This is a genomic window from Streptomyces zagrosensis (assembly GCF_014203645.1).
GTDB classification, from domain to species: domain Bacteria; phylum Actinomycetota; class Actinomycetes; order Streptomycetales; family Streptomycetaceae; genus Streptomyces; species Streptomyces zagrosensis.
The window spans coordinates 11620-25570 of the sequence record NZ_JACHJL010000022.1 but is presented as its reverse complement, the minus strand read 5'-3'; the positions used below and the strand labels follow the sequence as shown (position 1 = coordinate 25570).

The following is a 13951-nucleotide window of genomic DNA, read 5'->3' as shown; positions in this document are numbered from 1 at the left end:
CAGCGTGGCCGGTGGTGAGCCGAGACCGCAGTCCCTATGCCTCTCGCTTACGATCCCGAGCCCGCGCCTGAAATTCTGGGACCCTTCACCGGTTCGTCCTACGAGAGGCCCACGTTGCAGACGCTCTGGAAACGTCACGGCTTGGTGATAGCCGCAGGCGCCGCGTGCATCCTCGTGAACAACAAGGGCTTCGGGCCGTTATGGCTCACTGGGCTCGCCCTGCTGGTGGCCGGCATGTTAATGCGACGGGCGATGACCCGCGCGCAGCGCCCGCCGCATGACGAGGCCGTGCCGCTGACACTCGATGTCCCCGTGAACGGTCGCTGGATGGCACGCAATGGGCCCGCCACCAAGGTGCCTAGCCATACGCACAACCTCGCGCAGACCTACGCCATCGACCTGGCTCGCCGCCCGGCGCCCGACCCCGTGTGGCTCTGGCCGATGGCGCGTCACCCCCGGTCCTACCCCTCCTTCGGCGAGGTGTTGCTCGCCCCGGCAGAGGGCCGGGTGGTGACCGCCACGGACGGGCAGCGGGACCACCTGTCGCGTTCCTCGCTGGCCGGTGTCCTCTACACCCTGGTGGAGGGTTTCGTGCGATCCCTCGGTCATCCCCGCCACCTGCTGGGCAATCACCTCGTCCTCGACCTAGGCGACGGGGTGTACGCGGTGTTCGCGCACCTCAGGCGCCGCTCGCTGAAGGTTGTCGTGGGCGATCGAGTGGCAGCCGGCCAGCCGCTGGCCGAGTGCGGCAACTCCGGGAACTCCTCGGAGCCCCACCTGCACTTCCAGCTCATGGACGGCCCGGATATCACGTCCGCCCGAGGCCTGCGCTTCGCTTGGCGGTACCAGGACGACGACGGCAAGGAGCACGCAGGCGTGCCCGCCGACAACACATGCATCGTCCCCGTCCGGGCCGCCACGACCGGCCAGTCGGACCTTTACACCGCGCCATAGCCGGATTCGAGCGGGAACATGTTTCTCGGCGACGCCCACTTCCACCACGGCCCGCTCGGCCTGGCCAGCACCACCACCGGCGACGCCGCCGACACCGGATTAATCCGTGAACCGGCGGGCACCCTCAACTCCATGACACGGGGCGGTCACCAGTTCTGCTACCTGACCGACGCCACCGGCTCGGTCATCGGACTGATCGATGAAAAAGGGCCAGTTGACTTACTCCTACGCCTACGGCCCCACCGGCCTGCCCCGGGCCACTCCCACCGAGCGAACACCTCAGCCCTGCCAGTACGCCGGCACCTACAAAGAGCCCACCGGCCTCTACACGATGGGCGCCCGCTACTACGACCCCCACCTCGCGCGCTTCCCAACCCGGCCCTTCAGGCCAGGAAACCACCCCCTACCTCTACGCCACCGCCGACCCCATCAACGACATCGGCCCGCGAGGACTCTTCGGCGTGTCTGGGATTGCGAATGAAGCGGAAGGCGCAATCGACAAGACCACTAAGGCATATTCCCTGTCGAATACGATCGGTTCCGGCGGAGAAGCCCTAAGTACCGTTATGGGAGGCGACTGGAAAAAGGCTACGAGTATCGGTTTCGGTATGGCGACAGGCGCTGGGGCCGGCTCTGTTAGGGGATGTAGTCACCGGCTGGTCCGGACCGCCGCAGGGGAACACCGTCGAGCTGCTCGCAGACCAGCTGCGCCGTCTGCTTCGCGCGCGCGAGCGGGCCATGGTGGATCGCGCCGTGAGAGGAGCCCCGCGGAGCCGCTCCCCGAGCAGGACGGCCTGACGGCGGCCGTTGTCCGGCAGCGCGCTCTCGTCCGCTGAGGCATCACCGTGCCGCGTGAGGTACAGGTAGCGCGGGCAGTTGTTGCCGTCATGGGCAAGTCCTCCGTCAGGGTTCATGATCTTGCGAACGTCTGGACGGACGTTGACATGCGCCATGTGGTTCCGCAGCCGACGGCTGCATCAGCTTTCGAGGCCCGCCGACCCGACCACCCTCCCTGCGTCACCCTGCGGTCCCTGGCGCGCGCGGGAAACAGAACAATTGACCTGTGAGCCGCGCACCTTCGGTGAGTGGAATCAAGTCTTCTCCCGCAGGAAGATCAGAGAGTATGCCGATTCTCGCGGCGCGACGCCCCGGTATCCGCTCTCGTGGGCCCGCTCACCGCCCGCGACATCCGCGCAGCCCTCCCCACGCCCGGCCGACGCCGAGTTGTCTGCAGCCTTGCGATGTGAGCCGGTGTGCCGGAAAGGGACGGTCCCTCTAAATGAGACCGTGGCTAGGGTTGTTGCTATGAGCATGTCGCAGATTGATGGTGGCCTAGGGTGGCTGGGGCGGTATGCCTCTTACCAGGATCGAGCAGGCCAGGACGTATCTGGTATGCGTGCCGGGATTTCCCTGACAGCGATACGCGGTCCTGCCCTGGAGGATTGGCTGTTACGTCTTGGCGCGGATCGGAGCACCATCGGCCAAAGGGTGCCCTACCGGCAGTTCGCACATCCTGCTTTACCGGACCCCGCGTCGATTGGCATGTTCGGCACCTGTGGGGAGTGGACGTTCATCTTGGAGGATAGCCTTGCCGCCACCTGGTTCCTCGCCCACTTCAGCGAACCCGCGGCCGTGCCCCGCGAGGACGAGGCATTGGTGTGTGTGACGCTCAACCACCACGACGCGCCCAGCGCGATCGCCTACTCACCGCCAGGGACAGATGTCGTATGGACGACCGAGTTCGGCGTAGGCATGCTGGAGGATCGGCTCACCACCCCCGAAGACCCGGCAAGAGAACTGGCGTCCTTCGACGAGACTCTGGCGCGCGCCGGCGCCCTACATTCCAAGCTCAACCCTCCTCGGCCATGGCGGGAGATCCGGGATAACGAGTGGGCGACTGCTGTTTACCGGGCGGTCGGTGACCACTTCGGCATCTCCATCAGCCGCACCGACGTGGAGGAGGGGCTGCTGCCCGCGGTGGCGTTGCCGCTGCGGTAGGGGATGTTGTGTGCGCCCGGGGGGTGGTCCGCCATCCGGCGTACCACCCCCCGGGCTCTACCAGGGCAGTAGGTCGCCTACCTGTTGATGCTCATCGTGCATTTGAACCCGCCGTCCTTGTCCTGGCAGTCGCCTCTCATGTTGGTCTCGCGCCAGTAGGGGTCCCGGTCCATCAGCCGCATATTTTTAGCGAACCCGCCGAAACCAGCCATCGAGCCCTGATTGTGCTTTCCCGATATAGCGGAACGGCCGCAGATCTCCTTCCAGGTGGGCACATGCCCATCGATGTCGTAGAGGTGTACGGTCCCGTCGTCGGCCTTCTTGGCGTAGGTCTGCACACACTGGCTGCCGGAACCGACCGGGTTCAGGCCATCCTCAGCCTTGGGCATGCCCCCACCGTTGTAGGTGGAGTTGAACGCGAACTCGTCGCAGTTGGCTTGGTCCCCGGCACCGTCCATGGCGCTCGTGTCGCCGTTCTTCGCGGTCCAGCCTCTTTCATCGCAGATGATGTCCCGGTTTTTCGTGCCGTCTGCGCACTTGCCACCGGGTAGGTAATACAGCGGGGTTTGCGTAGTCCGTTCACCCATCGTGTTGGGCAGCTTCTCCCGGAGCAGCCAGGCGTGTGCGGCGGCTTGCGGGTATTTAACGGCGTTGAAACTTTAGCTCGGTGCGACATTGACGAACACGCAACCACTATTGCCATACTCTGTTTTGGTGTCGCAGCGAATCATCTGCAGCTCAGACGGGTCGTCCATGCCCCACTGGTAGCCGGTCTGCAGGCCCGCGTCGGGCACGTTACCGCCGATCAGCAAGCCGTCGATACGGAAGCCGGTTTCGAAATCGTACGTTGCATCCTTCTGTGATTCGTCCCAGGTCCAGGTCGTCTTCAAGTTGGCGTCGTGCGTGGCGGTGGTGCACTGCCAGATTGGCTTTCCGTCCCAGTCGGCCAACTCGGCTTCACCTGAGTCCTCGCACTGCGTGTGGCCGGTGCAGAACTGATCGGCCATGACCATCTCGATCGCGCGAAAGACGGGCGGGATGAGGATGGGGTGGATATTGACGCACCGAGTAAATTTGTTAGACCCATCCAGGTTCAGCTCGCGCGTCAAGGTGAAGTACGCCGTGCCAAGGGGCTTCCCGTCCAGCTTCAAGATCGCGGGGGAGGGATTTGGCCTCGCACTCGACCGTGCGGGTCGCTAAAGCCCCGGACGTGTTGCTGGCGCACCAGTCAACCATTCCGCCCTTGTCGTCCCCCGCCACGGCGGCGGCGCGCTGCTGCTGCTTGAGCGTGGTCTCGACCTCCTGGGGAAGTTGGTCAATCGCAGGACCCAAACACGCCTGGTAGCCGTTCTTATCCACCGGACCGCACTGCTCCCGAGCTTTGGGAGCCAGGCCCGGGGCGGCCGACGTCTTCAACGGCCGTGTCACATCGCCCGTGGCGTCCTGCTTCTTTTGGTCCGGGTTGAGGCTATCGAGGTCGGGAACAGGTAGTTTGAGATCGACCGTGTGCTTCCCACTGTCGTTGCCAGTGCCGTTACCGGAGAACCGGATGGGCACAATGGCGGAGGCACCCCCGTCGTTTGCCGTTCGCACGTCCAGGACGTGGTCCGCTGCAACTCGGGCGGATTTCACGGCTGCCCGCAGACCCGTGTCGACGATCACCGAGGTCTTCCCCGCGGCGTCCATGCGTCCCCACGCAGTCGCATCGAGCTGCCACTCCACCCACTTTGCCGTGTGGCGGCGGGCAGCGATACGGTGAACTCCCCGGGCTTACCGTTGTTCACCACAGTCGAGGGTTTCGCAGGCTTTGCCGGAGCGGGCACGTTGACCTTGAACGTGGACCATGGCGACCAACCCGTCTCATACAGCGACCCGTCATACGCGGAGGTATGGAAGACGTAGGTCACGCCCTTCACCAACTTACCCGTAGGCACGGTGACCTGGGCTTTGGAACCAGAGGCAACGAATGGGGAGACGAGGACGCCGTACTCGTTCGCGTCGGTCAACTTGACCCGGCTTTTGGCCTTGCCGCTGGCGTCGGTGGTCCACACCTCAAAGGTGAGGTTGCTCTTCTCTCCGTCCCGGAAGCCAGATCCGCGCACCGGACGCCGAGGACGCCTCGATACCCGCGACGCTCCATTCCCGGCCGCCGTACCGCACGACAGTGCCGGGCTTGAGCAGGGGCCGGCTCACGGCCCGTCCTCCGTGCATGCCACCGCGACGGTCCGTTCGTGCAGCGGGCGCTGAAGCGGCACGCATAGCACGCCCACCCACAGTGCATGGAACACCGACGGCCACATCGCGATCGGATCACCCAGCAACCGCACCCCCTCGGCCAGCGCTGTCGGTGTCCGGAAACACTCGGCCACCTCCGGCAACCGGTCCTGCGCATACCGCGGATGCCAGTAGCCGGCAAGCCAGCGCACGTTGGCCTCCACCACGGGCTGCGGCAGTCCGATCAGACGGTAGTGCCAGCCTGCCGCGGCCGCAGCACCCTCCAGGTGGGCGGCCCGCCAAACCAGTCGCCGCCCCGCCCCGAACCGGCTCGCACAGTCCACCAGCGATCCGCCGCCGTCCGCCAGACGTGCCATCAGGTGCGGCGCGTGCGACACCGTCCTGCCGCCCCGGCCGTGCCACGACAGCTCCACCGGCCGGCAGGCCAGAGCCGTCACCACCGGATCGTGGTCCAGCATCATGAGCTGCGTGCGCATGGCCTTGAACCCGTGGTGCACCAGGCACCTGTCGGTCGCGGACCAGTACCAGCCCGGCGCCGAGCGCCGCCCCTTGCAGACGGGGAACCGCCGCACCGGCAGACACTCCTCCAGCCGCTGTTCTCCAGCCGCCTCCAGCCAGGGCAGTTCGTGCTCGGTGCCGTCAGGGCGGATGAACCGCGCGGGCATGCGTGCCGGATCAGCGAAGCGACGGCCGATGTTCAGCGGCGGTGGGGGATCAGCCTGCTGGTGTGCTTCGAAAGACAGAGGGATCACGAACAACTCTCATGTATGCAGGGAAAACGGGATGAAAGGCGCTGCTTGGAGGGCAGAACAGGCGTCTGGACACATGCCGTGGAGACGCCAGTCGGGCCCACGACGGCGAGCCGTGGCTCGCACACAGCGCTCACACCAACAAGGCGCGCGGCTACAAGGAGCGCAAGCAGAGCGGCTCCAGCGCCATCACCGATGAGAGCGCTGTCGTCGCCCGGAACACGGGCAGGATTCCCATCTGAGCGCCTGCAGGGCCGCGCCCGGCGGCTTTACTCGCAAGCGGGGCCTTCCTGCAGCCGCATACCGGCCGCGGACTTGCCCGCCAAGGCATTCAGCTCTCGTGTAGTTCTTCGCCCTGGACCGGGTGCCCGGCAGATCCTGTCGCGCAGCGGCCGTCGGCATGAGTGTTCACGAGAGGCAGGCAAGAGCCATTCCACTCGCTGCCCTTTGCGCTTGTCGGCTGCCGTAGGGCCAGCTGGAGTAGCCGCAGTGGATCAGGACAGGTCGCCAAAGAGGGCGCCCTGGACCGGGGGTGCGTTGCGCGGGCGGGGGAGTGGGCGGCGCTGGACCTCCGGCGGCGGGGGTGTGCCGGCCGCGCCGTCGGTCAGCGCGTACCGGCAGGCGGCGCGCAGGTCGGGCAGCTCGAGCTGCGCGCCCATGAAGCCAAGGAAGTCCGCGACGTTCCAGTCGATGAGGGCGCCCTGGCGGGACAGATACAGCCCCACGGAGTCGATGGAGTAGCTGTCGCTGTAGTCCAGCAGAAGGTAGCCAGCGAGCTGGTAGAGCTCAGCGCGGCCCATCCGCTCGGGGCGGATAGTGGCTTTACAGTCGATCAACTGGCCGCGGAGGATGAAGTCGGCGTCGGCTCCTCCTACATGGAGGCTGCCGTCGAAGACGGGCCCACAGACGCGCTGCGCGGCGGGCAGCTGCCGTAGGCCGTCGAAGGGGCCGGGATGTGCGGCCAACCTCATCTGCTGGCGGATGTCGTCGACGATGTAGGGCGGTACGGCATCGACGATTTCATCCAGCGTTGCGCCTGGCCGGCTGGAGCCCAGGCTGTTGCTGCGTATCCATCCCACGTGGCGGAAGATCGCTTCGAAGCTCGAGGCGACGTGGCACAGCCGCACCAGACGGTCCTCCGTCTCGGAGTCGCACGCCAGCGGCTGGCCTTCGCTGCTTTCGTACTGGTCCAGTTCTTTCAGTAACACCGGACCCGCTGCCTGCACCGTGCTGATGACGTCAGGAGCCGGCCAGCCGCCGTCGTCGATAGCCGCCCGCACGATCCCTTCTTTGATCGGCTGGCCGGTGGGCGCTCCGAGACTGATCCGCAGCCGGTGGTCGATCGTGTGACCCAGCATCCGGTACTCCGGTCGCTGCCCCAAGCCGGCGGCGGGGCTCACCGGCGCCGGATAACGGACCAGGCGCCTGCGGTAGTCAGATAACAGATCATCGACGCCCGGCAGATGCTCGGTGAGGAACTGCGACATCGCTGACGTCGGTTCCTTGAGGGACGAGGTGAGACTCATAGGCGCATCCTGGCGCACCCTTCCGGCAGCACATGCAGCGTCTGGTTGCGGTACCGGGCGGTAGCCGAAACTTCGCGCCATATCCGCCGCACCGGTCGCACCGACGCATTGTCAGACCCTGCCTCTACAGTGCCCCTCTCATGCGCAAGGAAGCAAATCAGAGCTCCCACTCTTGCCCGTCAAAAGTGCGCTCTAACCTGCGCTGATGACATTTCGAACGTCAAGGTGAGGCGGAATATCCTGCCGGTGGCCAGCAACGAGCCGGACTTCCAGCCAGGGCCCGTCGACTACAGACAGACGGCGGACCATCGCGTGCTACACGCGTTGAATCCGGGCAACGCATAGGAACAAATGACCGAAAGGATCACGTCGCACTGCGAGCCCGCTCTAGGTTCGAGACGTGTCCCCATCCGTGCCAGGTACACATCAGGTTCGTACACCGTTTGCGTGCCTGCCCTGTTGGTGCCAATGCCGCTACCGCGGCCCCGCACATATGCGCACGCGCCCGCTTATCGCCGGTGACAGGCTCACCCTGCCAGCACTGTGCACCACGGGCAGCAATGCGATGAGCCATTACTGATGATCTCGACGTCATGTTGCCGGACGGGTGACGGGATTCCCAGATCAGAGGCTCCGTCGTCGCGCGACATCACGGCCGGAATCTCAGTAGAAGCCGGCGAGGCGGGTCACCTCCCGGGGCCTATCACCACCTACCCCGCCCCTGGCTGCCGCGCCCGCCTACCGCGCCTCATGTAAGCCCTCGGCAAGCGCCTCTTGCCCCGACATTGACCCGGCCTCGTGGACCAGCAACGCCGACGAGCCCTGGCGCGCGGCGCTGGCAAGAGTCTCCGGCTCACGGACCGGAGAGAGGGGCAGCACCGCCCACGCCACTAGCACCTGCCGCTTCCTCTCATTTCCCGCCTCCCGCCATATCGAGAAAGAACAGACGATGAGCAGATACCCCGCGATCGACGACCTCCTCGCCACGCGCCCTCCTCTGCCCGCGCCCGCCGAACGCAGCCGTCTGCGTACCAGTCTCGCCCTCACCGCTGATGCAGTAGCCCACGCGATCGGCATCAGCCCCGCCACACTCCACGCATGGGAAGAGGGATACGCCGAGCCGCAAGGACCCGTCCGCGCCGCCTACGCCTATTTCCTCACGCACGCCTGCACCTGCGCCGCCGAGGATCCCAACCTCGCCCTCAATCAACCGGCGCCCGACACGTCCACCGAACTCTTGCCACAACACACCTTCTGCGTGCTGTGCGGAAACCCGGCCAGCCAGCAAGTGGACGGCTATCCGCAACGCCTCACCGCTGCCGAGTGCGCCGAGGCAGCCACCCCCTTGCCGGCCCTCAGCCTTCCCAAGCCTGATGAGACACCACAGCCCCGGATCCCACACCCCCGCTCCGGTGCCTCACACCGCTCCAACACCACCCAGGACTTGATCGGGGAGACCGTCGCCGCAGCCCTGGCCGCCCACGACGGCGATCAGCGCCAAGCCATCGCAGCACTCACCGCACGCACAATCCCCGACGCCCTGCGGCTGCTCGACGCGTGTCGAATCGGTGCCCGGTACGACATCGTCCGCCACCCCGCACTGCCCGAGACACTCCGCAAGCCGTCCCCGCACGCGCCTGACCGCGTCTGGGAGGCGCGTCCCGACTGGCAGCGCCCACAGGCACCAGACCAGACGGACCCAGTGGCGGCGCTCAACATCAACGGTGCCTACTTAGCCGCTTTGAAGACCCATCTTCCCCTCGGCCAGCTCCAGCCCACTGCCCCTCACCTGCATGACCGCGTCGCGCTGGCATCCATCTCGTCACCCCCACAGCCTGGGAACACGGCGCCTACCTGCCCAACCCTCTCGGGCCGGGCCTTGAACCTGGACCTGTCTGGATTACCGAGTCCACTCTGCGGCTCCTGCTGCGGCTATCGAGCTCCAAGTACGCACTGTGTGACCCACCGGTCATCCACGAGTCCTACACGTCCGGATCCACCGAGAACCTGCTTGAGAAGTTCCGTGCCACTTTGCGTGACGCACGGGCCCGCGCCCTCGACGAGGACGACGCGGTCACGCTGGAGTACGTGAAAGCCTTGTACTCCGATTTCGTCTCCACCATGGAGGAGACGAAATCCAACAGGGATCTGCGCCGTCCCGACTGGATGCACATCATCCGCTCACAAGCCTTCGCCAACCTATGGTCCAAGGCCTACAAGGCATACGACGAAGGCCTGACCCTCGTGAAGGTATGCGGCGCTGACGAACTGCACCTGTAAGGAGAGTGGTGACGAGTCTTCCAAGAAGGCCGGGACCTCACGCAGGTCAAGCTGAAGGACACCTACCAAGTCGCAACGCTGTACCCCGAGGCCGAGCCGGAACAGCAAAAGAGGTGCAACGACCCATATGTCGAGAAGCGGCGCTACGAGTACGCGGGCGGGTGCTACGTTGGCTGTCGCAGCTGCGGGGGAGACCTGTGCACCTCGTGCCGGGTCGTCCATCTTGCTCTGGCTGACGTTCCATACGAGGACAACGACGACAACCTGTGTCCGGTGTGCCGATAGACGGGTCGGTGGCAACTGTCGTGGGGGGTGACCACCGACGCCGTACAGGAAGGGATGGCGTGGCGGGCCCACCGCTAGAGGCCCGGTGGTCTGCCGCGGGATCAGACCGACGGGTTGGCCACCTCGTCCGTATTCGCTACCCCCAGGTGATTGTTCGCTCTCATCTGCGCGGGATCAATGGCCTGACCGGCTGCTTCGTTCGCCTCCGTCATGGAGCCGACGGTGGGCAGGAGGGCTGAGCTTGATGGGTGGGGTCCGGCCGCATGGTCTTTGACGGGTCCTCAGGACTCCGTTAATCTTCATGCCTAATCAGATATCAGAGTTTGCATGGAGGAGGTGGGTGGGATGCTGCTGACGACCGGACAGGCTGCACAAGAACTCGGCTGCGCTATCACCACCTTCCGCCGTCTCGTGCACGCCGGACTGCTGCCGGGCCTGTCCCGCCGTGGTGTGCGTGTCATGGTTCCGCTTGATGTGGTCCGGGCACTCGGTCAGCGTCGGCATGCCCCGCTGGATCGGCTGGATGCTCAAGAGATCGCTGTCTTGCGGGTCGACGCGGCCAAGCAGGTGCAGGAGCCGGACCGGAACTGGATCGGCTTTGCGGCTTCCCTCGCTCCCGAGGATCTCCTCAAGGCGCTGCGTGGCTGGTGGCGGTGCGATGCGCCGAGCGTGGCGGCTGCCGGAGTCCTGCCGGTGACCCTGTCGGGTTACGTGGTGGCAGTGCTGACCGGCCTGGAGGCCTGGGAGAAGAACGCTCAGGGCCGCTATGTCTTCCCTCACGCGCGGCTGGCGGGCCACGTCACCGACCTGGCCACGCCCGTCCATCACGTGACTGCCTCTTCACAGGCCGACCGGATGCTCGCTGATGTGCTGCTGGGCAGCCGGCTTGTCTCTCACTCGGGCGGGGCGATCGCCTACGTCCCCGCACCCGCCGCCCGCCGTCCGGACAAGGAAGCCTGATGGACGCACAGCGCTACACCGCAGCCCTCGCCGAACTGCGCACCGTACGGGACGAGATCAAAAAGGCCCGGGCCGCCCTGGCGAAGCTGGAGGCCGAGCGGGACCGGCAGATCACACAGCTGGCCGGGTACGGGAAGGCGAAGGCGGAACGGATCGCCCCGGCGGCCGGACTGAGCCTGGCGGATGTCGTCGCCCTGGCCTCCGCGCTGGCCCCCGACCGCCTCACCACGGCCGAGACTGGCCCGGCCCACTCCGAGCCGGACGTCCCAGCTGCTGACGGCACGAAGAGCTCACCCCATCCCCCCGCCCCTGCAGGAGCGGTGGCGCCCGCGATGGCCGCCGCCCCGCCGGCACCGCCCGCCGCTGTCCCGCCTTCGGTTGCTCCTGCCAAGGACCCTGCCTTCGCGAAGCCTCAAGCCTCGGACGCGCCGCGTGCCCTCCCGTCGATCCCCGAGGGAGCAGCGGGCAACAGTTGGTTCACCCACACCCCGAACCTGCTCTCCACGCCGCCGAACTTCACCCAGCAGGCCCGCTCCACCGTCTTCTTGGACACGGACACGGGCGTGCTGGTGCACCGCAGCCAGACCTACCGCCTCGATCTGGCCGACACCTCGGTCGCCGCCATTCTGACCGCCGTCTTCCATACCCTGCCCGAAGGCACGGAGCGCATCTACATCACCGCCGGTGACCCCTGGCACCGTGACGCCGACCGCTATCCGTATCTGCGGGATGCGGTCGCGGCCTGGCTGAATGCCCCCACGCCGGGTTGGCGCACCGACACCGGCCGAGGCAAGGACCGGATGGCCGGGCACTTCGTCCACGCCCGCCATCCCGTCGGCCGCTACCAGCGCGACAACGGCGACAGCCACGTCGAAATCCGCTCGGTGGGGGAGTGGTTCGACACCGGCGACGACCCGGCCACCGTCCGGGACGCGTTCGTACTGCTGTGGCAGGCACTGCGCCGCCACTGGAGCGACGCCGTCATCATGGGCTCCCCGTCGCAGACCGGCCGTGACCTGTGGACCCGCACCATCCCCACCCGCGGCCAGCACGCCGAAGGCTTCCCCGTCCTGTCCGAGGAACTACGCGGCCTGCTGCACGCCACCGCCGGCCAGGGACGCAACGAACTCATCCTCCCGCCCCGCGTGCCCGAACAACTGCCCCAACTCATCGAGTACGACCGCACCTTCGCCTACGCCAAACACACCTGGAAGTCCCCGGTCGGCACCCCCCGCCGCATCACGGCCGCCACCTTCGCCTCCTGGAGCGAGAAGGAACAGACCCGGGCCCTGTACGGCTGCGGCCACTGGCAGGTGCGGGCCACCGTCCCCGACACCTGGAACCACGTCGGCATCCTGCCCGCCCCCGCCCCCGGCGAGCGCGCCTGGCACTACCCCGCCGCGCCCAACGCCACCTTCACCACCTGGGCCGGCGGCCCCGAAATCCACACCGCCCTGACCAACCCCATCGCACCGTGGAAGATCGAAATCCTCGACGGCATCCTGTGGGAGGACGGCAAACCCCTCGACGACTGGGCCAAGAAACTCAAAGAGACCTGGACCAACCTCTCCGCCCAGGCCCACTTCCACGGCGACGCCCAACAAGCCCGCGCCGCCCACCTCGCCTCTCGCGCCGTGCGCGCCATCCTCCTGTACGGCATCGGCTCCTTCGCCCAGCGCCCCCGCATGGTCACCGGCACCACCCCCCGCACCCTGGAGCGCGACATCCCGCCGGACGCCGAAATCATCGGCTTCGACGACGAACAGATCGCCTGGCGGAAGCTCACCGGCTTCAGCCGGGATTCCAATGCTCACCCTGAATGGGCCGCCGCGATCTGGTCTGGCGCCCGCGCTGCCCTGCTTTCCCAGCGCCACCGCGATGACAACACCTACGCCGGAGCCCTGCACACTGAGCCCGGCAGTGTCGTTGCCTTCCGCACCGACGCCCTCTACCTCACCCAGCCGCAGGCCTGGCCGCATCACCATCGGCCCGGCGACTACCTGCTCAAGGGACACCTCACCGGTCTTGTGGCCGCACCCACCACCGAGGCAGAACTCCTCACCCTGCGGGACGCCGGACGCGCCGCCCTCACCCCCAGCGCAGGAGAGGCCTGATGCCACCGCGTCCCCGCCGCAACCGTCCCACCGGGCAACGCGAGTCGAACGAGGCCGCCCGGCTGGCTGACCAACTGCAGACGGCCGGCTACTCCAAGCGCGACATCGCCCGCATCATCAACCGTGATGCCTCTTTGGTGTCCCAGTTCTACACAAAGAACAAAGGCGCTGCCTTCGTCCCCGCCCTGCGCGAGGTCCTGGCCGCCGTCCAGACAGGCGGCATCACCGACCTCCCCGACCTGGCCTCCATCGCGAGCCGGCACATCACCCGCCGCACCACCGCCTCCGGTGCCACAGCTCGGGTGCGCAGCAAAGCCGTTTTGATCACCCCCACTGGCACCGGCACCGGGCGCGTCGGCGCCCAGGCGATCGCTTCCGGCTCCTCCCGCCTGCGCCCCCTGATCGCCGAAGCCGCCCGCCGCGGCCTGCGTCTGGCCTTTACCGTCCGTCTGGCCAAGACCGGCTACGTGCACCCCTCCGGCAGCCGCACCGACTCACCCGGCATCCGCCGTGACGTCATCCAGCGTGCTGATCACACCGAGGAGCGCTCTTACGGCTCCGCCCAGACCGGCGGGCACGACGCCGCCGGCTTCGCCCAACGTGTCGACGCCGCAGGCGGAGACGTCACCGCAGCTGTCCACCAATGGCTGGTGGACACCGGCCGCATCCGCTCGGATGCGCACATCACTCACCTGGAGATCCGCACCTGGCGCCCGCGCTGATGCGTCTGGGTGGTATCGCTGAGATCGCAGGTGCCTACATCCCGCCGCCGCTGGGTGACTGTCCGCCCCGCGACTGCCCGCCTGGCCACAGCGGTACGGAGAATACGGGTCAGGACCCCAGGCAATGC

General features: G+C 66.9%; 13 protein-coding genes and 1 pseudogene. 7 read left to right on the top strand and 7 right to left on the bottom strand.

What is annotated here, in order from left to right; genetic code table 11:
- The first annotated feature begins 144 nt into the window (after window positions 1-144).
- On the top strand, window positions 145-954 hold the full coding sequence (locus tag FHS42_RS30090; protein WP_376772754.1) for a peptidoglycan DD-metalloendopeptidase family protein: 810 nt from the start codon (window positions 145-147) through the stop codon (window positions 952-954).
- Between the two features lie 199 nt (window positions 955-1153).
- Entirely contained in the window at window positions 1154-1435 is a 282-nt protein-coding gene (locus FHS42_RS37705; RefSeq protein WP_246495627.1) for an RHS repeat-associated core domain-containing protein, read from the top strand.
- Window positions 1436-1593: 158 nt separating this feature from the next.
- On the opposite strand, the pseudogene FHS42_RS37700 reads toward FHS42_RS37705, so the two are convergent.
- Window positions 1594-1843, bottom strand: a pseudogene (locus FHS42_RS37700) (histidine phosphatase family protein); the annotation flags it as partial.
- A 416-nt stretch (window positions 1844-2259) separates the two neighbouring features.
- Here FHS42_RS37700 and FHS42_RS30080 point away from each other — a divergent pair.
- Window positions 2260-2952, top strand: a complete 693-nt coding sequence (locus FHS42_RS30080) for a hypothetical protein (RefSeq protein ID WP_184577948.1) — start codon at window positions 2260-2262, stop codon at window positions 2950-2952.
- Window positions 2953-3029: 77 nt separating this feature from the next.
- Here FHS42_RS30080 and FHS42_RS30075 read toward each other — a convergent pair whose 3' ends face one another.
- From FHS42_RS30075 to FHS42_RS30050, 6 genes are all read right to left on the bottom strand, one after another.
- Complete coding sequence (locus tag FHS42_RS30075; RefSeq protein WP_184577945.1) at window positions 3030-3539, bottom strand: hypothetical protein; 510 nt, start codon at window positions 3537-3539, stop codon at window positions 3030-3032.
- A gap of 72 nt (window positions 3540-3611) precedes the next feature.
- Window positions 3612-3959 carry a hypothetical protein gene (locus tag FHS42_RS30070; protein WP_184577942.1) on the bottom strand — a complete coding sequence of 116 codons (348 nt, stop codon included), beginning with the start codon at window positions 3957-3959 and terminating at the stop codon, window positions 3612-3614.
- A gap of 70 nt (window positions 3960-4029) precedes the next feature.
- Window positions 4030-4614, bottom strand: a complete 585-nt coding sequence (locus FHS42_RS30065; RefSeq protein WP_184577940.1) for a hypothetical protein — start codon at window positions 4612-4614, stop codon at window positions 4030-4032.
- Window positions 4611-5054: a hypothetical protein gene (locus FHS42_RS30060; protein WP_184577937.1), complete on the bottom strand. Its 444-nt coding sequence runs from the start codon at window positions 5052-5054 to the stop codon at window positions 4611-4613. The genes FHS42_RS30065 and FHS42_RS30060 overlap by 4 nt, the downstream gene beginning before the upstream one ends.
- Before the next feature lie 87 nt (window positions 5055-5141).
- Window positions 5142-5939 (bottom strand): TnsA-like heteromeric transposase endonuclease subunit, encoded by a 798-nt coding sequence (locus FHS42_RS30055; RefSeq protein WP_312867098.1) that lies wholly within the window; start codon window positions 5937-5939, stop codon window positions 5142-5144.
- A gap of 491 nt (window positions 5940-6430) precedes the next feature.
- Window positions 6431-7423 (bottom strand): hypothetical protein, encoded by a 993-nt coding sequence (locus FHS42_RS30050; protein ID WP_184577934.1) that lies wholly within the window; start codon window positions 7421-7423, stop codon window positions 6431-6433.
- A gap of 2070 nt (window positions 7424-9493) precedes the next feature.
- Here FHS42_RS30050 and FHS42_RS38800 point away from each other — a divergent pair.
- The 4 genes from FHS42_RS38800 (at window position 9494) to FHS42_RS30030 (ending at window position 13823) form a co-directional block, all read left to right on the top strand.
- Entirely contained in the window at window positions 9494-9742 is a 249-nt protein-coding gene (locus tag FHS42_RS38800) for a hypothetical protein (RefSeq protein ID WP_312867097.1), read from the top strand.
- A 612-nt stretch (window positions 9743-10354) separates the two neighbouring features.
- The gene (locus tag FHS42_RS30040; protein ID WP_246495626.1) at window positions 10355-10987 is read left to right on the top strand and encodes a helix-turn-helix domain-containing protein; all 633 of its coding nucleotides are present in this window, start codon (window positions 10355-10357) and stop codon (window positions 10985-10987) included.
- On the top strand, window positions 10987-13101 hold the full coding sequence (locus FHS42_RS30035; RefSeq protein ID WP_184577931.1) for a hypothetical protein: 2115 nt from the start codon (window positions 10987-10989) through the stop codon (window positions 13099-13101). The genes FHS42_RS30040 and FHS42_RS30035 overlap by 1 nt, the downstream gene beginning before the upstream one ends.
- A complete protein-coding gene (locus FHS42_RS30030) occupies window positions 13101-13823 on the top strand; it encodes a helix-turn-helix domain containing protein (RefSeq protein WP_184577928.1) in 723 nt (240 codons plus the stop codon). The genes FHS42_RS30035 and FHS42_RS30030 overlap by 1 nt, the downstream gene beginning before the upstream one ends.
- Window positions 13824-13951: the final 128 nt, after the last annotated feature.

Coding starts and splice junctions, on each gene's coding strand:
- FHS42_RS37705 (WP_246495627.1), top strand. CDS start 1,154: ATGAAAAAGGGCCAGTTGACTTACTCCTACGCCTACGGCCCCACCGGC.
- FHS42_RS30080 (WP_184577948.1), top strand. CDS start 2,260: ATGAGCATGTCGCAGATTGATGGTGGCCTAGGGTGGCTGGGGCGGTAT.
- FHS42_RS30075 (WP_184577945.1), bottom strand. CDS start 3,539: ATGGGTGAACGGACTACGCAAACCCCGCTGTATTACCTACCCGGTGGC.
- FHS42_RS30070 (WP_184577942.1), bottom strand. CDS start 3,959: ATGGCCGATCAGTTCTGCACCGGCCACACGCAGTGCGAGGACTCAGGT.
- FHS42_RS30050 (WP_184577934.1), bottom strand. CDS start 7,423: ATGTCGCAGTTCCTCACCGAGCATCTGCCGGGCGTCGATGATCTGTTA.
- FHS42_RS30040 (WP_246495626.1), top strand. CDS start 10,355: ATGGAGGAGGTGGGTGGGATGCTGCTGACGACCGGACAGGCTGCACAA.
- FHS42_RS30035 (WP_184577931.1), top strand. CDS start 10,987: ATGGACGCACAGCGCTACACCGCAGCCCTCGCCGAACTGCGCACCGTA.
- FHS42_RS30030 (WP_184577928.1), top strand. CDS start 13,101: ATGCCACCGCGTCCCCGCCGCAACCGTCCCACCGGGCAACGCGAGTCG.